Origin of the sequence: Desulfovibrio sp. DV (assembly GCF_001936595.1) — a bacterium.
GTDB lineage: Bacteria > Desulfobacterota > Desulfovibrionia > Desulfovibrionales > Desulfovibrionaceae > Solidesulfovibrio.
In genome coordinates this window covers 1-24,454 of sequence record NZ_MLBG01000070.1, presented here as the reverse complement: position 1 = coordinate 24,454, position 24,454 = coordinate 1, and the positions used below count along the sequence as shown (strand labels likewise).

At 64.6% G+C, this 24,454-nt stretch carries 23 protein-coding genes; 4 read left to right on the top strand and 19 right to left on the bottom strand.

Annotation, left to right across the window (positions count from 1 at the left end; all coding sequences use genetic code 11):
• Positions 1 to 8 precede the first annotated feature (8 nt).
• The 8 genes from DVDV_RS14705 to DVDV_RS14670 all read right to left on the bottom strand — a co-directional run bounded on the left by DVDV_RS14705 (position 9) and on the right by DVDV_RS14670 (position 7,855).
• On the bottom strand, positions 9 to 2,141 hold the full coding sequence (locus DVDV_RS14705; protein ID WP_254845390.1) for a TIGR03960 family B12-binding radical SAM protein: 2,133 nt from the start codon (positions 2,139 to 2,141) through the stop codon (positions 9 to 11).
• A gap of 102 nt (positions 2,142 to 2,243) precedes the next feature.
• The gene (locus DVDV_RS14700; RefSeq protein WP_075355397.1) at positions 2,244 to 2,591 is read right to left on the bottom strand and encodes a hypothetical protein; all 348 of its coding nucleotides are present in this window, start codon (positions 2,589 to 2,591) and stop codon (positions 2,244 to 2,246) included.
• 80 nt (positions 2,592 to 2,671) lie between these two features.
• Positions 2,672 to 3,763 (bottom strand): GDP-mannose 4,6-dehydratase, encoded by a 1,092-nt coding sequence (gene gmd / locus DVDV_RS14695; RefSeq protein WP_075355396.1) that lies wholly within the window; start codon positions 3,761 to 3,763, stop codon positions 2,672 to 2,674.
• Positions 3,760 to 4,728 (bottom strand): GDP-mannose 4,6-dehydratase, encoded by a 969-nt coding sequence (locus DVDV_RS14690; protein WP_075355395.1) that lies wholly within the window; start codon positions 4,726 to 4,728, stop codon positions 3,760 to 3,762. The genes gmd and DVDV_RS14690 overlap by 4 nt, the downstream gene beginning before the upstream one ends.
• 47 nt (positions 4,729 to 4,775) lie before the next feature.
• Entirely contained in the window at positions 4,776 to 5,258 is a 483-nt protein-coding gene (locus DVDV_RS14685; RefSeq protein ID WP_075355394.1) for a Fur family transcriptional regulator, read from the bottom strand.
• A 10-nt stretch (positions 5,259 to 5,268) separates the two neighbouring features.
• Positions 5,269 to 6,084, bottom strand: coding sequence for a metal ABC transporter permease (locus DVDV_RS14680; RefSeq protein WP_075355393.1), 816 nt, complete (start codon positions 6,082 to 6,084; stop codon positions 5,269 to 5,271).
• Complete coding sequence (locus DVDV_RS14675) at positions 6,081 to 6,872, bottom strand: metal ABC transporter ATP-binding protein (protein WP_075355392.1); 792 nt, start codon at positions 6,870 to 6,872, stop codon at positions 6,081 to 6,083. The genes DVDV_RS14680 and DVDV_RS14675 overlap by 4 nt, the downstream gene beginning before the upstream one ends.
• Entirely contained in the window at positions 6,869 to 7,855 is a 987-nt protein-coding gene (locus DVDV_RS14670; protein WP_075355391.1) for a metal ABC transporter solute-binding protein, Zn/Mn family, read from the bottom strand. The genes DVDV_RS14675 and DVDV_RS14670 overlap by 4 nt, the downstream gene beginning before the upstream one ends.
• A 290-nt stretch (positions 7,856 to 8,145) precedes the next feature.
• Here DVDV_RS14670 and DVDV_RS14665 point away from each other — a divergent pair, with 290 nt between their 5' ends.
• The 3 genes from DVDV_RS14665 (at position 8,146) to DVDV_RS14655 (ending at position 10,921) form a co-directional block, all read left to right on the top strand.
• Positions 8,146 to 8,358 carry a hypothetical protein gene (locus DVDV_RS14665; RefSeq protein ID WP_368482921.1) on the top strand — a complete coding sequence of 71 codons (213 nt, stop codon included), beginning with the start codon at positions 8,146 to 8,148 and terminating at the stop codon, positions 8,356 to 8,358.
• 81 nt (positions 8,359 to 8,439) lie between these two features.
• Complete coding sequence (dapA, locus tag DVDV_RS14660; protein WP_075355389.1) at positions 8,440 to 9,318, top strand: 4-hydroxy-tetrahydrodipicolinate synthase; 879 nt, start codon at positions 8,440 to 8,442, stop codon at positions 9,316 to 9,318.
• Positions 9,319 to 9,409: 91 nt separating this feature from the next.
• Positions 9,410 to 10,921 (top strand): ATP-binding cassette domain-containing protein, encoded by a 1,512-nt coding sequence (locus DVDV_RS14655; RefSeq protein ID WP_075355388.1) that lies wholly within the window; start codon positions 9,410 to 9,412, stop codon positions 10,919 to 10,921.
• On the opposite strand, the gene DVDV_RS14650 is transcribed toward DVDV_RS14655, so the two are convergent.
• The 7 genes from DVDV_RS14650 to DVDV_RS14620 form a co-directional block, all read right to left on the bottom strand.
• Entirely contained in the window at positions 10,887 to 11,765 is an 879-nt protein-coding gene (locus DVDV_RS14650) for a mechanosensitive ion channel domain-containing protein (RefSeq protein ID WP_075355387.1), read from the bottom strand. The genes DVDV_RS14655 and DVDV_RS14650 overlap by 35 nt on opposite strands.
• A gap of 112 nt (positions 11,766 to 11,877) precedes the next feature.
• Positions 11,878 to 12,474, bottom strand: coding sequence for an O-methyltransferase (locus DVDV_RS14645; protein WP_075355386.1), 597 nt, complete (start codon positions 12,472 to 12,474; stop codon positions 11,878 to 11,880).
• A gap of 32 nt (positions 12,475 to 12,506) precedes the next feature.
• Entirely contained in the window at positions 12,507 to 12,950 is a 444-nt protein-coding gene (locus DVDV_RS14640; RefSeq protein WP_075355385.1) for a flagellar basal body-associated FliL family protein, read from the bottom strand.
• A 75-nt stretch (positions 12,951 to 13,025) separates the two neighbouring features.
• On the bottom strand, positions 13,026 to 15,197 hold the full coding sequence (locus tag DVDV_RS14635) for a malate synthase G (RefSeq protein WP_075355384.1): 2,172 nt from the start codon (positions 15,195 to 15,197) through the stop codon (positions 13,026 to 13,028).
• 123 nt (positions 15,198 to 15,320) lie between these two features.
• Positions 15,321 to 15,941, bottom strand: coding sequence for a nitroreductase family protein (locus DVDV_RS14630; protein WP_075355383.1), 621 nt, complete (start codon positions 15,939 to 15,941; stop codon positions 15,321 to 15,323).
• Positions 15,942 to 16,094: 153 nt separating this feature from the next.
• Positions 16,095 to 16,853: a TlyA family RNA methyltransferase gene (locus tag DVDV_RS14625; protein WP_075355382.1), complete on the bottom strand. Its 759-nt coding sequence runs from the start codon at positions 16,851 to 16,853 to the stop codon at positions 16,095 to 16,097.
• Positions 16,854 to 16,922: 69 nt separating this feature from the next.
• Positions 16,923 to 18,260 (bottom strand): sigma-54-dependent Fis family transcriptional regulator, encoded by a 1,338-nt coding sequence (locus tag DVDV_RS14620; protein WP_075355381.1) that lies wholly within the window; start codon positions 18,258 to 18,260, stop codon positions 16,923 to 16,925.
• Between the two features lie 229 nt (positions 18,261 to 18,489).
• Here DVDV_RS14620 and DVDV_RS14615 point away from each other — a divergent pair, with 229 nt between their 5' ends.
• On the top strand, positions 18,490 to 19,059 hold the full coding sequence (locus DVDV_RS14615; RefSeq protein ID WP_075355380.1) for a hypothetical protein: 570 nt from the start codon (positions 18,490 to 18,492) through the stop codon (positions 19,057 to 19,059).
• 481 nt (positions 19,060 to 19,540) lie between these two features.
• On the opposite strand, the gene thrC is transcribed toward DVDV_RS14615, so the two are convergent.
• From thrC to dnaB, 4 genes are all read right to left on the bottom strand, one after another.
• Entirely contained in the window at positions 19,541 to 20,992 is a 1,452-nt protein-coding gene (thrC, locus tag DVDV_RS14610) for a threonine synthase (RefSeq protein ID WP_075355379.1), read from the bottom strand.
• A gap of 13 nt (positions 20,993 to 21,005) precedes the next feature.
• Positions 21,006 to 21,512: a DUF456 domain-containing protein gene (locus tag DVDV_RS14605; RefSeq protein ID WP_075355378.1), complete on the bottom strand. Its 507-nt coding sequence runs from the start codon at positions 21,510 to 21,512 to the stop codon at positions 21,006 to 21,008.
• On the bottom strand, positions 21,509 to 22,807 hold the full coding sequence (locus DVDV_RS14600; RefSeq protein ID WP_075355377.1) for a phenylacetate--CoA ligase family protein: 1,299 nt from the start codon (positions 22,805 to 22,807) through the stop codon (positions 21,509 to 21,511). Before DVDV_RS14600 ends, DVDV_RS14605 begins: the two co-directional genes overlap by 4 nt.
• A gap of 327 nt (positions 22,808 to 23,134) precedes the next feature.
• Positions 23,135 to 24,454: replicative DNA helicase (gene dnaB / locus DVDV_RS14595; RefSeq protein WP_075355376.1), on the bottom strand; the 1,320-nt coding region annotated here is incomplete at its 5' end.

The following is a 24,454-nucleotide window of genomic DNA, read 5'->3' as shown; positions in this document are numbered from 1 at the left end:
CAAAATCCTCAGGGTGATACGGCCTCGCGCAGAAAAATGCCCAGCCATTCGGCCTGGCTCGATACGCCGACCGGCAAGGCCCGGCCAAAGGAGATCTGGGGCAGGGGGTGGTAGCCGGCGGAGAAGCTCGGTTTGAGCCCGGCCCGGCGCAGCGAACGCTCGATGACCCGGCCCAGTTCCAACTGGCTCAGATAAATGGCGCTGCCGTGCTTGGCATACCAGACCCGGAAATGGGCGTCCTTGCGGGTGAGGTCTTCTTTTGGCGGGGGCGGGGGTGCTGCCACGGCCTCGCGCTCGGGAGCGGGGTTGTTTAACCGGGGCATGATGGGCGCCTCAGCCGTCAGCGGACTTTTGCGGCCGCCCTCGTTGCACACGCCGCAGCCGGTACACTCGCCGTAGCGGCAATCGCCGGTGATGGTCCCTTCCAGGGCGCGCCGCCGTTCCAGGCGCAGATAAGCCGGCGAGACGCCGCAGGACAGATGGTCCCAGGGCAGCGGCCGGTCAAGGGCCCGTTCGGCCAGCCAGTCGGCCGGCGAAACGCCGGCCTCGGCAAAGACTTCGAGCCAGGGGGCTAGATCGAACCGGTCGATCCAGGAGCAAAAAAGCGCCCCCTTGCGCCAGCCGGCCTCGACGATGGGGGCCAGTTCCCGGCCGCCCCGGGCAAACACGCCTTCAAGGAAGCTCATCTCCGGCTCGTGCCAGCGAAGGGTAAGCCGGCGCTCGGTGGCAAAAAGCTCGCGCAGCCAGTTCACCCGGCCGCGAATCTGCTCCAGGGTGATTTGCGGGTCCCACTGAAAGGGCGTGTGGGGCTTGGGCACAAAGGGCGAGATGGCGGCGGTCACCTGCAGCCGCTTGGCCCCGCGCGGGGCCTCGGCCAGGACCTTTTGGGCCAGCTCGAAGATGCCGCGCACGTCGTCCTCGGTCTCGGTTGGCAGGCCGATCATGAAATAGAGCTTAATCTGCTGCCAGCCATGCGCGAACAGGCGTCTGGCATGGGACAGGATGTCTTCCTCGGTGATGCCCTTGTTGATCACGTCGCGCAGGCGCTGGGTGGCGGCCTCGGGAGCGACGGTCGCCCCGGTGCGGCGGATGCCGGCCATCATGGACAGGATGGAATCGGACAGCGTGCCGGCCCGAAGCGAGGGCAGGGACACGGCGATCTGGTCGCGGCGGCAGCGATCGATACTTTGGGCAAAAAGGCTTTCCAGGGCGGAGAAATCGCCGGTGGAAAGGGACAGGAAGGACAGTTCCTCGTAGCCGGTGCGGCCCAGGCCCTCGCCGACAAGCTTTTCCAGGGTGCCGAGGCTTCGCTCGCGCACCGGCCGGTAGATCATGCCGGCGTGGCAGAAGCGGCAGCCCCGGGTGCAGCCCCGGGCGATCTCGACCGACAGGCGGTCGTGGACAGCCTGGGCAAAGGGCACCACCTGGCAGGAAGGAAACGGGGCGGTATCGAGGTCGGCCACCACGGCCTTGACCACCCTGTCATAGCCGGCAACCAGGGGCTTGATGCCGGTTTCCGGGTCGAACTCGAAAAATTCCGGGATGTAGACGCCGGGAATGGCGGTCAGTTGGGTAAGCAGTTCCAAACGCGTCGTGCCGGCTTCCCGAGCCTTTGCCACCACGCCCAGGATGTCCACCAGGGCCGTCTCGCCGTCGCCGATAACCATGGCATCGAAGAAAGGAGCCATCGGCTCGGCGTTAAAGGCGCAGCCGCCGCCGGCAATGACCAGGGGCCAGCGGCCAGCGGCCGCCCGGTCGGCGGTGCGGAAAGGAATGCCGGCCAGATCGAGCATGTGCAGCACGCTCGTGTAGCACAGTTCGTGAGTGAGGTGGAAGGCCACCACGTCGCACTCGGTCAGCGGCGTGTCGGTTTCCAGGGTGCAAAGCGTTGCGCCGGAGGCACGCATGACGGCCACGGCCTCATCGGCCGGGGCAAAGACGCGCTCGGCCGCCAGGCCGGGAACGCGGTTGACGGCCTCGTAGAGGATGCGCCCGCCGACATAGGACATGCCGACCTCGTAGAAATCCGGAAAGGCCAGGGCCGCCCGGGCGCGCACGCCGGCCGGGTCCTTGGCCGTGCGGCCCCATTCGCCGCCGAGATACTGGGTGGGCTTTTGCAACCTGGGAACGAGATCACGCATGGAGGGTCTCCGGCCGCCGGAGTGGGCCGGGGCGGTCTTTCGAGGGGGAAAAACAAATACGCCGCCACCCGGAGAGACCGGGCGGCGGCTTGGGGCCTGAACTTATTTCTTGAGGAGATTTGAGATGTTGCCGCCCTTGCCAGCCAGGGAGGACAGATTTTTCAGGTCGCCGGTGGTGGACAGGGTCAGGTTGCTCGTGGCTTCGAGGTAGCGGGTCTGCAGTTCGTCGGGGAACTTCTTGAACTGGTAGAGAATATGCGCGCCGGCAATCTCGCCGCCAATCTCGGTCTCAAAGGGATAGCCAAAAGGCAGAAGCATCATCTGCACGCCCTGCTGCGAAGGGATGGTCTGCAGCATGGCCACTTCGGTCAGCTTGCCCTCGGCCTCGTCCCATTTGCCGAGGACGGTTTCGCCGTTTATGAGTTTCACGAGGCGGATGTCGTAAGCCATGTGTCGTTCTCCTTGGTGTTTGGCGCAAAGCGCCCAATCCTTGAGCTAGACACGCCTTGGGGCCGTGTCAAGCCGGCCGGCTATTCGTTGAGGTCGAAAACGGCGTATCCCTGGCTTTTGCACAATGAATCGCGCTCGGCGTCACGCAGGTCGGAGCGCACCATCTCGGCCACCATCTCCTCCAGGGTGATGCGCGGCTGCCAGCCCAGGCGCTCCCGGGCCTTGGTGGGATCGCCAAGGAGCGTCTCCACTTCAGTGGGACGGAAATAGCGCGGGTCAACGGAGACCAGGCATTTGCCGGTCTTGGCGTCATAGCCCTTTTCGTCCGCTCCCGTGCCCTCGAACCGGATGGTAATGCCCAGCTCGGCAGCGGCCAGCTTGACGAAATCGCGCACGGAATGCTGCCGGCCGGTGGCAATGACGAAATCGTCCGGAGCGTCCTGCTGCAGCATCAGCCACTGCATTTCCACGTAGTCCTTGGCATGGCCCCAGTCACGCAGGGCCGAGAGGTTGCCCAGATACAGGCAGTCCTGCAGCCCGAGCTTGATCCGGGCCATGGCCCGGGTGATCTTGCGGGTGACGAAGGTCTCGCCGCGCATGGGCGACTCGTGGTTAAACAGGATGCCGTTGCAGGCGTACATGCCATAGGCTTCACGGTAGTTGACCGTGATCCAGTAGGCATAGAGCTTGGCCACGGCATAGGGGCTTCGCGGATAAAACGGCGTCTTCTCGGTCTGGGGCGTCTCCGCCACCTGACCGTAGAGTTCCGAGGTCGAGGCCTGGTAAAACCGGGTGTGCTTTTCCAGGCCAAGGATGCGCACGGCCTCAAGCAGCCGCAGCGTACCCAGGGCGTCCACGTCAGCGGTATACTCCGGAGACTCGAAGGACACCTTGACATGGCTTTGGGCGGCCAGATTGTAGAGCTCGTCGGGCCGGACCTGCTGGATGATGCGGATTAAGTTGGTGGAGTCGGACAGGTCGCCGTAATGCAGCACGAACTTGCGGCCGGTATCATGGGGGTCGCGGTAGAGATGGTCGATGCGCTGGGTGTTAAAAAGCGACGCCCGGCGCTTGATGCCGTGGACTTCGTAGCCTTTTTTCAGCAGCATTTCGGCCAGATAGGCCCCGTCCTGGCCGGTTATGCCGGTAATCAGCGCGACTTTGGCTTTCATTTCGGGAGAATCTCCTGTTGTTCATGGACAGCCATGGCCCGAGCCACGTCAGCCGGGGCCATGGTCGCCTTCCAGCCGAGTTCGCGTTCGGCCTTGGCCGGATTGGCCCGACTGACAGCGATGTCGGCGGGCCGGAAAAGTTCTGGATCGACAACGACGTGCTCACGCCAGTCGAGGCCAAGGGCGGCAAAGGCCTCGGCCACGAAATCGCGCAGGGTGATGGTGTGGCCGGTGGCGATGACAAAATCGTCAGGCGTGTCACGCTGAAGCATCAGCCACATGGCCTCGACGTATTGCGGGGCGTAGCCCCAGTCCCGGGCCACGTCGATGTTGCCCAGGCGCAGCGTCTCCCCGGAACCGGCGGCAATGCGGGCGGCGGCGGCCACGATCTTGCGGGTGACGAAACGCGTGGGACGCAGCGGCGATTCGTGGTTAAACAGAATGCCGTTACAGGCATAGAGATTGTAGGCCTCGCGGTAGTTGCCCACCTCGAAATGGGCCGCTGCCTTGGCCACGGCGTAGGGGCTGCGCGGGGCAAAGGGGGTTAGTTCGGTGGCCGGCTCTCCGCCGGTATCGCCGAAGCAGTCACTGGAAGAGGCGTGGTAGAACCGGGACGGCGCACCGAGAAAGCGCACGGCTTCAAGCAGATTGAGCGTCCCGACGCCGATGGACATGAAGGTTTCCACCGGCTGGTCAAAGGACAGCCCGACCGACGACTGGCCGGCCAGATGGTAGATCTCGTCGGGTTTGACCGTGTTGAGCACCGTCAGCACGCTGCGAAAATCGGTGAGCGTCACGGAATGAACCGCTACCTGCTCCCGGATACCCAGGGCGGCGAGGCTGCCAAACGACGCCATCTGGGCGTCACGGGACGTGCCGGCCACCTGATAGCCTTTTTCCAGCAGCAATTGCGCCAGATAGGCTCCATCCTGGCCTGAAACGCCGAAAATAAGGGCTTGCTTCATAATAATGTGGAGGCATCCAGCGAGGCATTTGCGCGTGAAGCGGGAATTTAGGAGTTTCCCGGGCCGACGTCAACCGCTGCACCGCCCGGGGGGGCTTGTCGCCGACAGCGGGCGCATACGCCGTCGATGCGCACTTCCACCGCTGTCACGTCCATGGCCAACATCGGCCCCAGGGCAGCCACATCCACCAGCCCCACGGCGGCCGGCAGACACTCCATGCGGCCACAGCGCACGCAGTAGGCGTGGCAGTGCGGCCGGCCGGAAAAGCCCGGCTCCAGGCAGTAGCGCTGGGCCCGGTCCCCGGAACTGTGGCGTCTGGCCAGCCCTCTCTCCACGAAAAGATCCAGGATGCGATACAGCGTCACCTTGTTGGCCTGGCGCTTGCGGCGCACCAGCGCCAGGATATCGCCGGCCGCAAGCGCCCTGGCCTCGTCGACCAGCACCCCGGCCACGGCCAACCGCAGGGGTGTGGGGTCAATACCGGCCCGGGCCAGCATGGCCTCGGCTCCGACCTGTCCAACGCTGTCCATAGCCGGAGGTTTATGCCCCCCGCCGCCAACGGGCAAGGCCCGGGGCCAGGGAAATGAAAAAAACCGTGGCGGCCACGGCAATGATGGCCGCACCGGAGGTCAGGTTGAACTGGTAGGCCAAAAGCAGTCCGGCCAGACAGAAGACGGCATTGAGCAGGGAGGCCCAGACCATGGCCCGCCAAAGCGACGCCGAGCGGCGGACAGCCAGACTCGGGGCCACGGACAACAGCGCGATGATAAGGATAAGCCCGGCCACCCGGATGAGCAGAACCACCGCAACCGCTGCCAGGGCGGTCAACAGGCAGTGCAAAAAGCCCACCGGCACGCCGCGCACCGCGGCAAACTCCCGGTCAAAGGCCATGGCCACGAACCCGTTGTAGTGGCGAAGGGTCGTAACCAGAAGCAGCAGGTTCAGCCCGGCCAGGGCGTAGAGGTCGGCTGTGGGCACGGTGATGATGCTGCCAAAAAGGTAGCTCATGAGATCGGGCTTGTAGCCCGGAGTGAGGTCGAGCAGGATGATGCCAAAGGCCATGCCGGCGGCCCACAGGACACCGATGACCGTGTCGGTGTCTTCAATATGGCGCAGGGTGATGGCGGCCATGGCCAGGGCGGCGGCCACGGTGAAGACCACGGTGACGGGCAGGACGGGCAAGGCCAGGAAATAGGCCAGCCCCACCCCGCCGTAGGCGGCATGGGCCGCGCCGCCGGCCAGAAAGACCATGCGGTTGGCCACAACCAGGGTGCCGACAATGCCGCAGCACACGGCCGCCAACAGCGCCGCCACCAAGGCGTTTTGCATAAACGGCAGGGCCAGATCCTCGATCATTTATTCTCCACTGGGGCCAGCCCGGCCAGATCCGGCGGCATCCGACGCAAAAAGGCGTCCATGGGACAGGTGTGGCGGTGGACGCCGTAGAGCAGGTCCATCATGTCCTGGTTGAGCTTGGGTTCCGGGGCATAGGCCATCCGGCCGTTGATGCAGGCCACGGCCGTGACCCCGGCGGCCAGGATGCTCAAATCGTGGCTGACCACCAGCGAGGTGACGCCCTCGCCGATGCGGGCCAGGACTTCGTAGAGGCAGAACTTGCCCTGGGGATCGATGTTGGCCGTGGGTTCATCGAGGATGAGCAATCCCGGATCGGCCACCAGGGCGCGGGCGATGAGCGTCCGCTGCTTCTGGCCGCCAGAGAGTTCGCAAAACCGGCGCTTGGCCTGGCCGGCCATCTCGACCCGGATAAGCGTCGCCTCGGCCCGGTCGATCTCCTCGGCCGTATAGCGAAAGCCGCGCCGCCCCGGGGAGAGCAGGCCCATCAGCACCACATCGCGCACCCGCACCGGCAGGTCCTTGCGCTCGGCCACGCCGTCCAGGCGCTGGGGCACGTAGCCGATGCGGGCGCTCTGGCGTCCCGGAGCCTCGCCAAAGACCCGGATGGTCCCGGAGGTCGGGGTCAGGATGCCAAGCAGCAGCTTTAACAGCGTGGTCTTGCCCCCGCCGTTGGGACCAAGGACAGCCAGACGCTGGCCAGCAGCAACGGCCAGGCTGATGCCGGAAAGCACCGCCTGGCCGTTGTAGGCAAAGGTCAGGTCGCGGATATCGACGACCGGTTGCGTCATTTGTTCTCCGTTTGGCCAACCACTCCCTGGCGAAGGGCCTTGGCCGCGCCAAGCAGGCCGGCCGGCCAGTCTTCGGCCAGGGGATCGATGGCCGCCGTCGTGCCGCCGATACCCTTGGCGATGGTCGCCGCCTGGGTCACGCTCATTTGGGGTTGGACGAAAACGACCTTCACCCCGTCGGCCTTGGCTTCCTTGATCAGGGCGGCCAGAACCTTGGGTCCGGGCTCGCGGCCAAGCTGCTCAATGGGCTCCTGGGTCAGGCCGTAGTCCCGGGCGAAATACCCCCAGGACGGATGAAACACCATGAATTTATGCTCCCCGGCCGGCAGACCGGTAAAGATTTTTTTGATGTCGCCGTCCAGAGTGTCGCACTCGGCGGCAAAACGGTCATAGCCGGCGGCATAGGCCGAGGCGCCCTCGGGGTCGGCCTGTATCAGGGCATCGCGCATGGACGCGCCGATGACTTTGGCCAGTTTCGGCGACAGCCAGACATGAGGGTCGGGTTCGCCGTCGTGGTGCTCGTGCCCATGGCCGGCCTCGGCCTTGTCCTGGCCGTGCTTCTCTGCGGCTTTGGCCGTATCGCGGTCGTGGTCCTTGCCGCCTTTGGCCTTGTCGTGGCCATGCTCCTCGGCCTCATGGTCATGGGCGACCATGGGGATCTTCTCGATCCCGGCATCGGTGTGGACAATGGCCATCTTCCCATTGACCGCAGCAAACCGGGGCAGCCAGGCCTCCTCGAAATCCATGCCCACGGCAAAATAGACGGCCGCCTTGCCCAGTTCCGTCAACTGGCGGGGTTTGGGTTCATAGGTGTGGGCATCGGCTCCGGGGGGCACCATCACCACGACGTCGGCCCGGTCCCCGGCGATCTGTTTCAGGAAATAGGCCTGGGGACTGATGCTGACCGCAGCCAGGATTTTGGCCTGGGCCGGGGACGCAGAGATGATAATGAATCCCAGAATCACAAAAATCAAGCGTTGCATGGCTCAGCTCCTTACCGTCGTTTGGACGTTGCACCCGGCAATGCAACAAAGTTGCACGACGAAGTCAAGAGACGATTGCGCGCCCCGCAATGGTTGTGCCGCAACCGGGATGGGCGTAGGCTTTTGCCACACACAAACTGGTCCCACTTCGGTAACGGGATCGTCAGGAGTAATCGCGCCATGCCTACTGCGATGTCCGGCTTGACCACCGGTCAAGCAGCCTACCTGCTTCCCTGCTGAGTTCCCTGGCCTGCGTCGGCTGCGGTTGGTGCTGCCTGTCGGACCCGTGCGTGGAATCGCATATTCGCTATGGTTATCTGCCGCGCTGCCCGGACCTGTACTGGGACGAGGGAACCGGCTGTTACCGCTGCCGGCTGGCTGAGGATCCCGAACACGGCGAGCGGTTCCGTTTTTTGCTCGGCGTCGGGCACGGCTGCTGCGCCCCGCTCAATACCTGGCGGGAGGCCATCCGTCGCCGCGATGAACCTGAGCCTGTCCGATGACACGGCGACTGTTTGCCGCACTTGCCGCCGCGCCAAAAACATTCTAGGAAATGACGGGGTTTCACTTCCAAGGAGGATCGTATGGAGTTTCGCGGCGCAATCACGGCGTTGGTGACGCCATTTCGAAACGGCGAAGTCGATGAAGAGGCTTACCGCGCGTTTATCGAGTGGCAGATCGAGCAGGGCATCCACGGACTTGTCCCCTGCGGCACGACAGGCGAATCCGCCACGCTGTCCCACGAGGAGCATAAACGGGTCATCCGCATCTGCGTGGACCAGGTCAAAGGCCGTGTGCCTGTCCTGGCCGGGGCCGGCTCCAACAATACCCGCGAGGCCATCGAGCTGACCCAGGACGCCAAGGATGCCAAAGCCGACGGCGCACTGCTCATTACGCCCTACTACAACAAGCCCACCCAGGCCGGCCTGGTGGCCCATTTCAAGGCCATCGGCGAGCGGGTGGACATGCCCTTTATCGTCTACAACGTGCCGGGCCGCACGGCCGTCAACCTGCTGCCCGAGACCCTGGCCATCCTCAAAAAGGAAATCCGGCAGGTCATCGGGGTCAAGGAAGCCACGGGCGATCTCAATCAGGTCTCCCGGGTGCTGGAATTTTGCGGCGAGGACTTCCAGGTTCTGTCCGGCGACGATTTCACGGCCCTGCCCACCATGGCCATCGGCGGACGCGGCGTCATCTCGGTGGTTTCCAACTTCGTGCCCAAGATGATGTCCGACATGTGCGAGGCGGTCTTTGCCGGCGACCTGACGGCGGCCAAGGCGCTCCACTACGCCATGAGCCCGCTGTACCGGGTGGCCTTTATCGAAACCAACCCCGTGCCGGCCAAAGTCGCCCTGGACCTCATGGGCCGCTTCCCCTTTGAGGCACGCCTGCCCATGGTTCCCCTGGAGCCGGGCAACAAGGCCAAATTGCAGGCCGTCCTGTCCGCCGCCGGCCTCATCTGAGCCGGCCGGCTACGCCTTTCGCCACGGGCCTTCCAACCGGAAGGCCCGTCCTTTTTTGCCCACCCCGAAACCCAGCCGGAAAGCCACGCCCATGCGCATCACCCTCACGCAGGCCAGCGTCACCCTTGGCGGCGTCAAAGCCCTGTCCGACCTCTCGCTGACCGTGGAGGCCGGCGAAACCCTTCTTGTGCTCGGGGCCAATGGCTCGGGAAAATCGACCTTGCTGCGCCTGCTTCGCGGCGACATCTGGCCCGACGACGACGGCCGGGGCAGCCGGGTCTACCAGAGCGGCGACGGCCCCGGCCGGGCCTCGCCCATAGGGCTTCGCCACCGTTTCGGCATCGTGTCCCCGGAAATCCAGCGGTCCACCAAACGGATCTGGGGCCATCTGACGGCCCAGACCGTGATCCTGTCCGGCCCCCGCGACGCCATGTACGTCCAGGGCGGCCCCACTCCGGCCGAATCCGCCGTCCTCACCGAGGTGCTCGTCCGCCTTGGCATCAGCCACCTGGTCCAGACCGCCGTGGCCTCGCTTTCAAACGGCCAACTGCGGGCCGTGCTTCTGGCCCGGGCCCTGGCCTGCCGGCCGGCGGTCCTTTTCCTCGATGAATTTCTCGACGGACTCGACGCCGCCGCCACCGTGGCCGCCACCCGGGCCATGGCCGAGGCAGCCGCCGGCGGCGCGGCCATCGTCCTGACCAGCCACCAGGGAGCCGCCCTGCCGGCAGGCGAGGTCCGGGGCATCGTCCTGGCCGGCGGCCGGCTCATCCACGCCGGAACGGCGGCAACGGCCCGGGACCACGGCCGCAAGACCCAGGCCCCCGACGTCCGTCCCTATGGCGTCGAACCATCCCGACGCCCCGAGGCCGGGCCGGCTCCGGAGAACGCCGGCAGCCGCCACGGCCTGCCCCTGGTGGTCATCGAGCAGGCCTCGGTCTTTCTGGAGCGCCGGGAGATCCTGCACGATATCAATCTGACCATAGCCCCGGGGGGGCACATGGCTGTCCTTGGCCCCAACGGGTCGGGCAAATCCACGCTGTTCAAACTCATGGCCGGGGAGCACCATCCGGCCCTGGGCGGACGGGTCAGCCGACCGGGCCTGACCGCACCCGAAGGGTTGACCGATCTGCGCGACATCCGCCGGCGCATCGGCCTGGTGTCCTTTGAATTGGAGGCCGACTACGACAAGGCCGTCACCGCCCTGGAAGTGGTGGCGTCCGGCATCCAGGCCAGCATCGGGCTGTATGTCGCGCCAAGTGAAAAGGAGTGGGCGGCGGCGAAGCGGTGGATGGAATTTTTCGGCGTGGCCGGTCTGGCCGACAGGCCGCTGGGAGCACTTTCCGCCGGCCAGACACGGCGACTGTTCCTGGCCCGGGCCATGGTGGCCGAGCCACGGCTGTTGCTGCTCGACGAACCGTTTTCCGGCCTGGACGCGGCCTCGCGCCAGACGGCCATGGAGGCCGTGTCGGCAGCGGCCCGGTCCGGGACGACGGTCCTTTGCGCCGTGCACCATGCCGGCGACATCATCCCGGAAATCGAGGCGATTGCCTGCCTGGACCAGGGCCGGCTCAGTCTCGATGCGCCCGCTCGCCGGCGTTCTTAGTCCCGGCCTTGGCCACGACGACAATCTCGCCGGCGGCCTTGGCATTGGGTACGAACACCGTTTCCCCGGCCTCGGAGCGAATGGCCACATAGCAGCCGCCAATGGCCTCCACCCGGCCGACAATGCCGGCCAGCATCACGGCGTCGCCCGGTCGAAACGGCCGCAAGACCCGCAGGGTCAGGCCGGCAGCCAGATTGCCCAGCACACCCTGCAAAACAAGCACCAGAGCCACAACGCCGCCAATGCCGCCGACCAGGCCCCAGACCGGCCAACCCGGGGCAGGCGCAGGCGTCGGTCCGGCCTCCTGGCCCCGCCCCGCCCCGGCCTCACCAACTGGCAGTGCCTGGGCTGCGGGTTTGGCGGGTTCGGGCGCAGTGGTGTCCCGAGGAGCCGGCGAAACGACCGTCTTGGCCGGCCCATCGACCAGATCATGGGATTTGATGCCGCTCCCGAGCGGCGGCGTGGCTTGCGGAGCCTTTTCCGGACGCAGTTCGAGGCTGCCGGCGGCCGGTGTTGCCGGGGCTGCGGTGACTGCCGGCACGGCCGGGACCTCGGTTCCGGGCTTGGCCGCAGCAGGGATGATGATTTCCTTGCCCAGGGGCATCCGGGCGGGGTTGAGGCCCGGATTGGCCCGCAAAATGGCAGCCGCGGGCACGCCGTGACGAAGGGCCAGGACATTGACCGTATCGCCGGCCTTGATGACATATTTGCCGGGACCGGCAGCCAGCACGATCACCGGGGCCGGCTCGCTTGCGCGCGAATGGCAGGGTCCGGCCTCGGCCGTCAGCAGACAGGCCGCAAGCACCAGGGTCAGGCCCAAAAACTTCGCCGCATCGCCAGCCATGGTCACCTCCGGGAACCGCCGGGCCTTGGGCGCTGGCGGTCGGGACAAGCTAGCACAGGCCGCCTTGATACGCCAAGGGCGGCCCCGTGTTACGTTTTGAATACGCGGCGCCTCAGACCCTGGTGCGCCGGGCTGTCAGCACGCCCGAGCCTATGGGGACCACCACGGCGTCGAACCGGGGATCGGCCAGGAACGCTTCCACCACGCCCGGAATCTCGGCGGCGTGGCTGATGACGTTGTCGGCGGCAACGAGGCCGCCGGGCACGAGGCGGTCGGCCAGGAGTTCCAGGCAGGCGGGCAGCACATCGCGGTTGGCGTCGACAAAGGCAAAGGCCACACCGTCCAGGCCGGCCAGAATTTCCAGGGCATCGCCGCAGGCCAGCCGCACCACGTCGGTGGTCCCGGTCGTCTCAAGAGTCTGGCGGGCCAGGGCCAGCTTGTCCGGGTCGCGGTCGATGGAGGTCAGCCCGTCGCCCCGCGCCCGACAGGCCAACGACAGCCACAGGGCGGAATAGCCGGCGCTGGTCCCCACCTCGACCACCTGTCCGGCCGGGGCGCTGGCCGCCAGGATGGCCAGATAGCGTCCGGTTTCCGGCGGAATCTGGCGCAGCCGGCGGCCGTGGGGCGTGCCGTCGGTGCGGTCGGCCGCGTCAATGGCTTCGAGTTCGGCCATACGGGCCAGCATGGCCGGCGTCAGACCATGAAACATAAGACCTCCCGGGGCCGGTGCGTCAGCGCCTATTATTGAAAAACAAATTCGGAAAAATAGAGATTTTTCACCTTGCCCGGACCGGCGTATTTGGAAAACAGGCCGATCAGTTCCTTGCGCAGGATCATCTTGCCGGAATTGGCCAGCAGATCATCCGCCACCTTGCTCGACAAAAGGAGAATGAGCTCTTCCTTGGCATCGGCCTTGACCAGCCGTTCGGCCGCCTCGTTGTCCTCGCACTCGACGATCATACTCAGGCGGAGAAAGCGATAGCCCTTGTTGCTGAGGATGTTGACCACCAGCGGGCCAATGGTGATGACGCCGTTCTCAGCCTTGCCCGCTTCCTTTTTCTCACCCTTCTCTTTTTTCTTGGAATCCCCGCCGCCATGCCCGCCTTCGGAAGAGGCCCAACTGGCAAGCGGCAGAGACAACGACAAAACAAGAATAAATATGACCACTTGCGTCAAACGCCGCATGAACACTCTCCTTGCATCCCGGGCCTGGCCAGCCGGTCAACTCCCGCAGGCCAGACCCGGCAGATTCGGTTGCAGCTAGGCGCGGGCCTTGGCCTGACGCCGTCTGGCCGTCAAAATGGGCTCGGTATAGCCGTTTGGCTGGACCTTGCCGGCCACAATCAGCTCCCTGGCCGCGGCAAAGGCCAGGGAAGCGGCAAAATCCGGGGCCATGGGCCGATAGGCCGGGTCCAGGGCGTTTTGGCGGTCCACCACCGCCGCCATGCGTTCAAGGGTGGCCAGCACCTCGGCCTCGGTGCAAAGGCCGTGGCGCAGCCAGTTGGCGATGTGCTGGCTGGAGATGCGAAGCGTGGCCCGGTCTTCCATCAGCCCGACGTCGGCCAGATCCGGCACCTTGGAACAGCCTATGCCCTGGTCCACCCAGCGCGACACGTAGCCGAGGATGCTTTGGCAGTTGGTCTCAAGCTCCCTGGCCACCTCCTGCGGCGTCGGGCGGGAATCGCCAAGCAGCGGCAGCGTCAGCAGCACCTCGCGCTCAGCCCGCTTGCGGCCGGCCAGTTCGCGCTGGCGGGCAAAGACGTCCACGGCATGGTAGTGCATGGCATGGAGCGTGGCCGCCGTCGGCGAGGGCACCCAGGCGCAGTTGGCCCCGGCCCGGGGATGGTCGATCTTGGCCGCCACCATCTCGGCCATCATGTCCGGCTTGGCCCACATGCCCTTGCCGATCTGGGCCTTGCCGGAAAAGCCGCAGGCCAGCCCCACATCCACGTTGCCGTCCTCATAGGCGGCCATCCAGGGCTGGGAACGCATGTCGTTTTTGCCGACCACCGGCCCGGCTTCCATGACGGTGTGGATCTCATCACCCGTGCGGTCGAGAAAGCCGGTATTGATAAAGATGATGCGTTCCCTGGCCGCCCGCACGCATTCCTTGAGGTTAAGCGACGTGCGCCGCTCCTCGTCCATGACGCCGATTTTAAGCGTCAGCGGCGGCAGGCCAAGGGCTTGCTCCACCCGGGAAAAGAGCTGGCAGGCAAAGGCCACTTCGTCGGGTCCGTGCATCTTGGGCTTGACGATGTAGATACTGCCGGCCCGGGAATTGCGTTTTGGGCCAAGGCCCCGCTGGTCGTGCAGGCCGACCAGTCCCGTGACCATGGCGTCGAGCATCCCTTCGGGAATCTCCTCGCCGGCTGCGTCAAGGACCGCGTCGGTGGTCATGAGGTGGCCGACGTTTCGCACGAGCATGAGGCTGCGACCGGGCAGGGAGACGGCCGCGCCGTCCGGGGCGGTGTAGGTTTTGTCCTCGGCCAGCCCGCGCGAGACGACACGCCCGCCCTTGTCAAAGGAGGCGGTGAGGTCGCCCCGGAAAAGCCCGAGCAGGTTGCGGTAGGCCAGCCCCTTGTCCGGGCCGTCGACCACGGCCACGGAGTCCTCGCAGTCGAGGATGGTGGTCAGCGCCGCTTCCAGGACCACGTCTTTGAGCCCGGACGGGCTGGCTGCGCCGACCGGATGGGCGCGGTCGAAAAGGAGTTCGATGTGCAGACCGTTTTTGACCAGGCAGATCGAGGTCGGGGCTTCTTTTTTGCCGGTGTAGCCGACGAGCTGGTCGAGCCGGGCCAGACCGGTCATCTGGCCGGCGGCAAAGGTGACGGCCAGGACACCGTCGAGGATGGCGTAGGCTGTCACCTCGGAGTGGCGGCCAAAGGCCAGGGGCACGGCCATGTCGAGGAAGGCGGCGGCATAGGCCACGACTGCCGCGCCGCGCACCGGGTTGTATCCCGGCCCCTTGGTTGCGCCGTCGGTTTGGGGGATGACGTCGGTGCCGTACAGGGCGTCATAGAGGCTGCCCCACCGGGAGTTGGCGGCGTTTATGGCATAGCGGGCGTTGGTGATGGGGACAACAAGCTGGGGACCGGCGATGGTGGCGATTTCCGGGTCCACGCCGGCCGTTTCAATGGCGAAATCCGGGCCTTCGGGGAGCAGGTAGCCGATACCGGCCAGGAAGCACTTGTAGGCTTCGGGATCGTGGGGCTGGCCGCGGCGTTCGTTGTGCCAGACATCGATGGCGGCCTGCATGGCGTCGCGTTTGGCCAGCAGTTCCCGATTTTTGGGGCCAAGATCGACGACAAGGGCGGCCAGAGCGGCGAAAAAGGCTTCGGCAGCAAGGCCGGTTGCGGGCAGGATTTCGCCCACAATGACGTCATGGAGCGTTTTTTCGACGGACAGGCCGGCAATGGCGATGCGCTGCGACATGGGGCACTCCTTGCAACTTCCGGTGCTTCCCGCCAGGCGGGCAGATTTCCGGCAGTGTACGAGATTTGCCAGGGAGTGCAACGGTGGGCCGGCACGGACCGGCCCACCGGCTGCAACGCGGCGCTATTTGCTGACGATCTCTTCCAGGCTCTTGCGCTTTCTGGGATAGACCTCCGGCTCGTCCGGGCGGCCGACAGCCAGCAGGTTGACGATGCGCCAGCCGTCCGGCAGGCCAAGGCGCGCCTTGATGTTGGCCTCGACAAACATGCCGATCCAGCAAGTGCCAAGGCCCATCTCCACGGCCCGCAGCATCATAAACGACACGGCAAGCCCGACGTTCATGGCGCAGGCCCCGAATTTGGCCGCCTCGGTGGCTGCGGCTTCCCGGGCCACGTAGGCCTCGATGCCGTCCATGGGCTCGCCTTCGATGATCTTGTTGTCGCGGTAGAAAAAGGCGGCGGACTGGGAATCCTTGACGTAATGGGCAAGGTCGGCGCAACAGACGATGATGGCCGGGGCGGCGGACAACCAGCCCTGTTTGCGGGTGGCTTCCGAAGTGCCAAACCAGGCCAGATCGGCCGGGTCGGTCACGACTTTGAAGCGCCAGGGCTGGGAGTTGAGGCTGGACGGGGCGTTTCGGCCGGCTTCCAGCAGTTCGAAAATCTCCGATTCGGCAAGCGGCTCCTTGGCAAAGGCGCGCACGCTGTGCCGCGCGGCAATGGCATCCTTGACGGTCATGGACATGATGGCGACTCCTTTGGTTGTATCGAAGGCGCGGTTGACACGAATTCCGGCCCGGTCGCTCCAACCGGCGGAAACTCAAGCCTCTGTCGCAAGGATCGCATCTTCATGCAAGGCCGGAATCAGGCGTTCCCAGCAAAACCACCTCCCGGCGGCTCAACCACCGGGCAACGCAAACACCGCCAGATATTCCTGATTGCCCTTGGGCCCTTTGACCTTGGAGGGGACCACGCCGCGAAGCACAAGCCCCAGTTCGTCGCGGGCAAAGGCCGTCACCATGTCCACGGCTTCCTGCTGGTGGGCCACGTCGCGCACCACGCCACCCTTGCCGATTTTGTCCGGCGAGACCTCGAACTGCGGCTTGACCAGCCCCGCCACCAGTCCGCCCGGACGTAAAAAAGCCAGGCACGACGGCAACACCTTGGTCAGTGAGATAAAGGAGACATCGGCCACGATGATGTCCACCGGCTCAGGCAGCAGGTCAGCCGGCGCGTGGCGCAGATTGACGTTTTCCATGGACACCACCCGGGGATCGGCCCGCAGCTTTTCGTGCAGCTGGGCCGTACCCACGTCCACGGCATAGACCCGCACCGCGCCATGTTGCAGCAGGCAGTCGGTGAACCCGCCCGTGGACGCCCCGGCATCGAGAGCCGTCATCCCGGCGACATCCAGGCCAAAGGCCTCAAGGGCCGTCTCAAGCTTGCCCCCGCCCCGGCTGACATAGCGCTGGCCCTGTTCCACCCGAAAGACCGTGCCGGCCGCAAACATCCGCCCCGGCTTGTCCACCACCGTCTCCCGGCCTTTTTCAACGGCGCGCACCAGTCCGGCCATGATAAGCCGCATGGCCCGTTCCTGGTTCTCGGCCAGCCCGAGTTGGCACACGAGCGTATCAGCCCGGGCCTTCAGTTTGGCCATGGTCCTTCCCCGTTGTCGGCAAGCCCTACAAGTCGCATTTTTCGTCCGCCAGACAGAGCAAAAGACGCATTAGTCGTCCTCGTCGCGCCGCCCCAGGATGCGGCGCAAGGTATCCTTGGAAATTCCCAGTTCGCGGCAGGCAGCGTTGCGGTTGCCGCTGTGGCGTTCCACCGCCTCTCGTGCGGCATGGAACCGGATTTCGGCCATGGTCCGGGCTCCACGGGGCAGGCAGGTCCCGGACTCGCCGCGCAGATGTTCGGGCAGATGGCACAGCTCGATGGCCTTGCCCTGGCAAAGTATGGCTGCGTATTCAATGATATTTTCAAGCTCTCGGATGTTGCCGGGATAGTCGTGGGCCATAAGCCGGCCCATGGCTTCGGGATCGACGGTCTCAATGTTTTTACTCACAGCCATGCGGCAGCGCCCCAGCAGGCGTTCGGTCAAAAGCGGCACGTCGTCAAGGCGTTGGCGCAAGGCCGGGATGCGGATGACCACGACACTCAGGCGGTAATAGAGGTCCTGACGAAACGTGCCGTCTGTAACCATGCGCCCGAGGTCGCGGTTGGTGGCGGCCACCACCCGCACGTCGGCCGGGATGGTCTCCACGCCGCCAAGCGGTTCAAAGGCGCGTTCCTGGAGGGCGCGCAGGATCTTGGCCTGCATGGCGTAGGGCAGATCGCCGATTTCATCCAGAAAAAGCGTGCCGGTCTCGGCCAGGGCGAACCGGCCGGGCTTGTCCCGGCGAGCGTCGGTAAAGGCCCCGGATTTATAGCCGAAAAGCTCCGATTCCATGAGCTGTTCCGGCAAGGCGCCGCAGTTGACGGCCACGAACGGTCCGGCGTTTCGCTGGGAGAGCTTGTGGATGGCCCGGGCAAAAAGCTCCTTGCCCGTGCCGGACTCGCCAAGGAGCAGGACCGTGGAGTCGCTCTGGGCGATTTGCGGCAACATACGCACAATTTCAGAGAGTTGCGGGTCACGCGTTCCGAAATCGTCCAGGGGCTGGAGACCGGCCAGTCGGCTGACAAACCCACCGCCGGACAGGTCGCGAAAGACCTGCACCCCGCCGATGACCGTGCCGCCCATGGCCCAGATAGGGGCGGCGCTGATGCTGACGGGCACGTCCGGGCAGTTGACGCGCTTGAGCGTCACGATGCGGTTGGCTATGGGCTTGGCCTCGTCCATACTTTGGCGCAACACGCAGACATTGCGGCAGTTCTTGACGCCAAACACCTCGCGGCAGGTGCGGCCCACGGCCTCGGCCGGGTCGCAACGCGCGATCTCGGCAGCAGCCAGATTGCAGTAGCGGACAATGAAATCACGATCCACGGCAAACACGGCGTCGGCCACGTTCTCCAGGGCAAAGGCGCTGGCTTCATCGCCGGGAAAGGGATCAATGGGTCGTTTCATGGAATTTTGCTCCGCGCAGGGATGGCGCGGGCGCAGTGTGCTTCGGATGCCCCGGCCGGGTCAACCGCAATGGACGCAAAAATCGTCCCCAGAAAGCCCCACGCATCCCACTACTCTGCTAGCTGATTGAAATATAAAATTAAAATATTAGGCACGAAAAGTGCTTTTTTTCTCAATTAAACGGGACGGCAACGCAATCCCCCGAATCCATCTCCCAAGGAGACTTCATATGAACCTGACCCTGACCATCACCGGCTCTTGCTGCGATCTGGCCCTGCACCCCGTCAGTGCGGCTACCGCTGCCCGCGTGTGCACCCTTGGCGAAGACCTCTACAAGACCAACTCCATTGAATGGTGGCGGGCCAACAGCAACAACACCTGCGGCATGCGCCTGACCGCCGATGCACGGATCGAAGCCACCCTTGGCGGCGCACCTGTGGCTTTCGATGCCAACCGCATCGCCACTTCGGCCGCCATGCTCACCCAGCGCGCCTTTTTGGAAACCCCGGAAAAGGACCTGTGTCTGCTCGGCTATGATGACGAAGCCTGCTCCCGGACCTGGACCTGGCACAACGTCGCTGCCTACGACGCCAGCCTCTTTGAATTTTTCGTCCAGCGATGGGACGGCATCCTCGGAGTCAGGGACTATCTGGTCATCGACGACGTCTGCTACGCCGGCCGCCCGGCCGATGTCGCCGAGTGGGGCCAGAGCCAGGGCTTCACCTTCATGACGCCGCAAGTTGTCCGGGCCGATGTGGTGCGCGCCCAACTGGCCCCTGCCGTCATCCGGGCCGCCTAGGACGCCGCTGCGCCACCAACAGCTTTCTTTGTCCGGGAGCGAACCGCCCTCCCCGCTCCCGGGCCGCCTGCCGCTTCCCGCCATGTTCCCGGTCCACACGATACAGACGCCGGTCTGGAGAAGGTCCCCCTCCAGGCCGGCGTCCTCTTGCGGCCAACCGCCGTGTCGTTCGCGGAGAAGAAGAAAATGAAAAAAGAGTGCCTCCGGCGGCCAAAGGGCTGAGCCCTTTGGAATCCCACTCGGGGGAGTTTTATTTGACCGGGAGCGCCGCCAAGTCGACGAGCGCAAGTTGCGCAAGAAAAGACGGGAAGAGGCCGGGGCCGTGACCTCTGGTGCTTGCACTTGACGGAAACCACCACTGCTTGGCGGCCGGGAGCAGAAGCCTCCCGGCCGCCTGTCAGGCAGAAATGCTCAAACAGGTGCTTTACTGCGAAGCGAGTTCCGCTCTGCCGGGGGCGGCGGCGCGGCTCGCGCGAAAGGACTATTTCCGGGTCAGCCCCAGGCTCTCCACGATGGCCTCGGCCGCCTTGGCCGTATAGGCCTCGGGAGTCAGGGCCGCTTTGTCGGACTCGGTGAGAATCGCCCGGGGGCGATTGACGTACTTGGCGTCGGAAGTCACGCCGTATTCAGGCGGGAAGCTGTCCTCGAAATACATCTGCTGGAAGCCGATGAATTTGAGGTGATGGGCCGTGGCGTCCAGGATGGAGACTTCCGAGGGTTCGACCAGTCCCAGTTCCCGGGCCTTAATAAGGCCGGCCAGGCATTCGCCGCCCTGGGTGCAGCTGATATGGCCGTGGCGGTTGGCCAGGAGCATCCCTTCGACAATGGCCTGCTCGGTGACCTGGATCACCTGGAAGCTGCCGGGACCACCGATCTTCTCGTATTCCTTGGCGAAATGGGCCACCCGGGGAAACGACACCGGGTTGCCGATCATGGCCGCCTGGGCGGCGCTTGGCGTGACCGTCACCGGTTCAAAATGCCGCTTGGCCGGGTCGGCCTCGTCGTAATAGCGGAAGACGGGGTCGGCGTGGTGGGACTGTACCCCGAAGATGCGGGGGAGTGACCGGATGATGCCGAGCTTTTTCAGCTTTAAAAAGCCGCCCATGATGGCCGTGACATTGCCGGCGTTGCCGATGGGCACGAACACGCATTTGCGGTAGGTGTCCCAGCCAAACCACTGGGCCACTTCAAAGGCGTAGGATTCCTGGCCGAGGATGCGCCAGGCGTTTTTGGAATTGAGCAGAGCCACCCGGTAGTTGTCGGCCAGATGCTCGACCACCTTCATGCAGTCGTCAAAGACCCCGGGCACTTCGATGACCGTGGCGCCGCTGCCAAGGGGCTGGGCCAGTTGCTGGGGCGTCACCTTGCCCTTGGGCAAAATCACCACCGACTTGATCGGACCGCCGACATAAGCGGCATAGAGCGCGGCCGCTGCCGAGGTGTCGCCGGTCGAGGCGCACACGGTCAGCACCGAATCCCAGCCGTTGACCCGCACCAGGTGCTTTAAATAGCTGAACGCACAGGCCATGCCCCGGTCCTTGAAGGAGGCGCTGGGGTTTTGGCCGTCGTTTTTGTAGTAAAACGGCGCGCCGACCAGCTCGGTCAAAGCGTTGTTGGCCGCCACGATGGGGGTGTGGCCTTCGCCGAGGTAGACGATGTCTTCCTCGTCCATGACCGGGGCCATGAGCTCGTAAAAACGCAGCACGCCGCGCAGTGCCGTCACCCGGGTGGCGGCGCGCTTGTCAAAAAGCCCCTGCCAGTAGCTGGCCGGGTATTCGAGCAGGCTGTCAAAGGAAGTGTCTTCCAGGATGAACACCCCCCCGCAGTGGGGACAGGTGTAGTAAAGTTCGCGAATGTCGAACCGGGCCTCGCAGCCCAGGCAGACATATTCCATCGTGCCCCGGTATTTGGGGAAATCGCTGACCGTAATCATGCCGCTTCCTTTGTTAAGCAGGCCACAGTTCCCGGGCGCTGGCCGTCCACATGACGACGCCGCAGGCCACCTTGGCCGTCAGCCCGAACACCTTGCCGTACATGGCTCCCAAAGCGGCGCGCCGGGCCTCGGCGTCGTCGCGTCCGTGCAGCCGTTCAAACATATAACAGCCGAGAAAGGCCCCGGCAACGGCCCCGAAAAGCGCCCCCAGGCCCAGGAAAAACGGCGCGCCGCACAGCGCCCCGCCAAGCGCCCCGAGAAATCCGCCCAGATTGCCCTTGCCCGTCGCCCCGTAGCGCCTGGCCCCGAACAGTTGGGCGAAAAGTTCAACGGCCTCGCCGGCCAGGGCCACGCACACCAGCAGGGCGTAAAACCCAAAGCCGAGATGCAGCGCCGGATGGAGCACGTCCCAAAGGACCACCAGCCCAAGCATGGCCCAGTTGCCCGGCAGCCCGAAGACGTGCAGGGCCAGACAGGCCAGAAGGACCAGCAGGAACACCGTCAAAAGGGCAAGGCTCATGCCCCGTCCCCGCGTTTGTCCAGCACCCGGGTTGCCTTGCCCTCGGTTTTGGGCAGGCTGTTGCGCTCGACCAACTCCACCTTGGGCGTGACCAGCAGTTCGTCGCGAAGCCGGGCGGCAATGCGTTTTTGCAAAGCCCCGAGCTGGCGCATGTCCTCGACAAAAAACTCGTCTCTGATCTCGACCTTCACCCGGATGTTGTCGATATAGCCGTCGCGCTCAAGGACAATCTGATAATCCTGTCCCACTTCCGGCATGGCCATGAGCACCCGTTCGATCTGCATGGGGAAGATATTGACGCCCTTTATGATGATCATGTCGTCGCAGCGCCCATGCAGCCGGTCAATGCGGCGATGGACCCGGCCGCAGGGGCAGGGGCCGGTCAGAAAACGGGTCATGTCCCGGGTGCGGTAGCGGACGACCGGCATTCCCTCGCGGCCAAGGGTGGTCATGACCAGTTCGCCCAGTTCGCCGTCGGGCACAGGCTCCCCCGTGGCCGGATCGACGATCTCGGCCAGATAGGCGTCCTCCCAGATATGCATCCCGTGCTGCTCCTGGCACTCGAAGGCCACGCCCGGACCGTTCATCTCGGAGAGGCCATAGGAATTGTAGGCCTTGATGCCGTAGAGGTCCTGCAATCGCCGGCGGGCTTCCTCGGTGTAGGGTTCGGCCCCGACCAACGCGATGCGCAGGGAAAGCGACCTGGGATCAATGCCAAGCTCGGCAAAAATGGCGGAAAGGTACAGGGCATAGGACGGGATGATGTGGATGCCCGTGACCTTGAAGTCGGTTAAAAGCTTGATCTGGCGGTGGCTGTTGCCGGCCCCGGCCGGGATGGTCAGGCAGCCGAGGCGTTCTGCGCCGTAGTGGATACCCAGGCCCCCGGTGAAAAGGCCGTAGCCGGACATATTTTGAAACACGTCGGTGCGGCGAAGGCCGGCCATGTGCATGCACCGGGCCATGAGCGAGGCCCACCAGTCCAGGTCTTTCTGGGTGTGGTAGATGACCGTGGGCGTGCCGGTGGTGCCGGAGGAGGCGTGCATCCGCACCATCTCGGACACGGGCATGGCCAGCATGGCGTCGGGGTAGCTGTCGCGCAGGTCCTGCTTGGTGGTAAACGGAATTCGGGCCACGTCGGCCAGGCTGGTCACCGAAGCGGGATCAAAATCGACTTCGGCAAACCGGCGGCTGTAAAAGGGCGACTTGGCGGCCTGATTGAGCGTCCAACGCAGCCGCTCCAGTTGCAGGCGCTCTATTTCAAGCCTGGAAAGCGTTTCCGCAGCATCGTAGTACACGACAACTCCTTGGCGGGATGTAGGCGGTGGAATCACGCATCAGTGTGTCAAGCCCAACGGCCAGCCTTGAAAACAACTTGCCTGACACGCCCCAAAGCGAGGGGTCCGGGGGCATCATGCCCCCGGCGGGGTGCAGGGGCAGCGCCCCTGCTTTGCATACAGAAGATCGCCCCTGCTTATCAGCCATGCGCCAAAGCGCCCGACGCAGGCTATACCCCTGCAAGCCCACGGCTTCAAGGGTTGGCGCGGCAGAAAGCAGAAAAAGCCGCCGCCCGGGATACCCCCGGGAACGCACGGCCAGACGCGTCAAACAGCGGGAGGATCCGTTTAACCCATGCCGAATTCGGACGGGGGCGGGATGTCGGAAAGATTCTCAAAGGCTGTGGATTCCTTGATGAAAAGAAGCTTCACCATACCGGTTGGACCGTTACGCTGCTTGCCGATGATGACTTCGGCCACGTTGTCCTCGGGGGTGAGTTCCTCTTTTTTCTTATAGGCCGCGCCGCGATAGAGAAAGATGATGACGTCGGCGTCCTGTTCGATAGCGCCGGATTCGCGAAGGTCGGACATCATGGGGCGTTTGTCGGCCCGTTCCTCGACCTTGCGGTTGAGCTGCGACAGGGCCACCACCGGCACATGCAGCTCCTTGGCCAGGGCCTTTAAGCTTCGGGAAATCTCGGAAATTTCCTGTTCGCGCGAATCAATGCGGCGTGAAGCCCGCATGAGCTGGAGATAGTCCACCATGATAAGCCCGAGGCCATGTTCGGCCTTGAGCCGACGGCAGCGGGCGCGCAGGTCCATGGTGGTAATCGCCGGCGTGTCGTCGATAAAGATGGGCGAGGCAGACAGGTGGTTGGCGGCGTCGTAAAGCCGCGACCAGTCCTCGTCATCGAGCCGCGCCCGGCGCAGCTTGGCCAGATCGACCTTGCCCCAGCAGCACAACATGCGCTGCATGATCTGCTCCATGGACATTTCCAGGGAGAAAATTGCCGTCGGAATGGCGCTCATGGCTGCCGCGCGCATGGCCACGTTCATGGCAAAGGCGGTCTTGCCCATGGACGGACGTCCGGCCACGATAATGAGATCGGACGGTTGCAGACCGGCCGTCATCTCATCAAATTGATAGTAGCCCGACGCCACGCCGGTGACCAGTTCCTGGTTGGCCATGCGCTGTTCAATCTGCTCAAAGACCCGGGTAATGAGGTCTTTGGAAGAACGAAAGCCCTTGGTCGAGCGGGAGTCGGCGATGGAGAAAATGGCCTGCTCGGACTCGTCGAGCAACTGCTCCGTGTCCTGCCCGCCGTCGTAGCAGCGGGTGATGATATCCACGGCCGTGCCGATGAGCCTGCGCTGGACAGATTTTTCGCGTACGATCTCGGCATGGTGCAGGGCATTGGCCGACGACACCGTGGACGAGGCCAGATCACCCAGATAGGCCGGGCCGCCCACTTCGTCGAGCCGGCCTGAGCCGCGCAGGGCTTCGGCCAGGGACACGAGGTCGATGGGGGCGTTTTTTCGCGAAAGGTCGAGGATGGCCTGGAAAATATAGCGGTGGGCCGGGGAGTAGAAATCATCCTCATCGACCAGGTCGACGAGATTGAACAGGATGGAATTTTTCAGTAAAATACCCCCCCAGAACCGACTGCT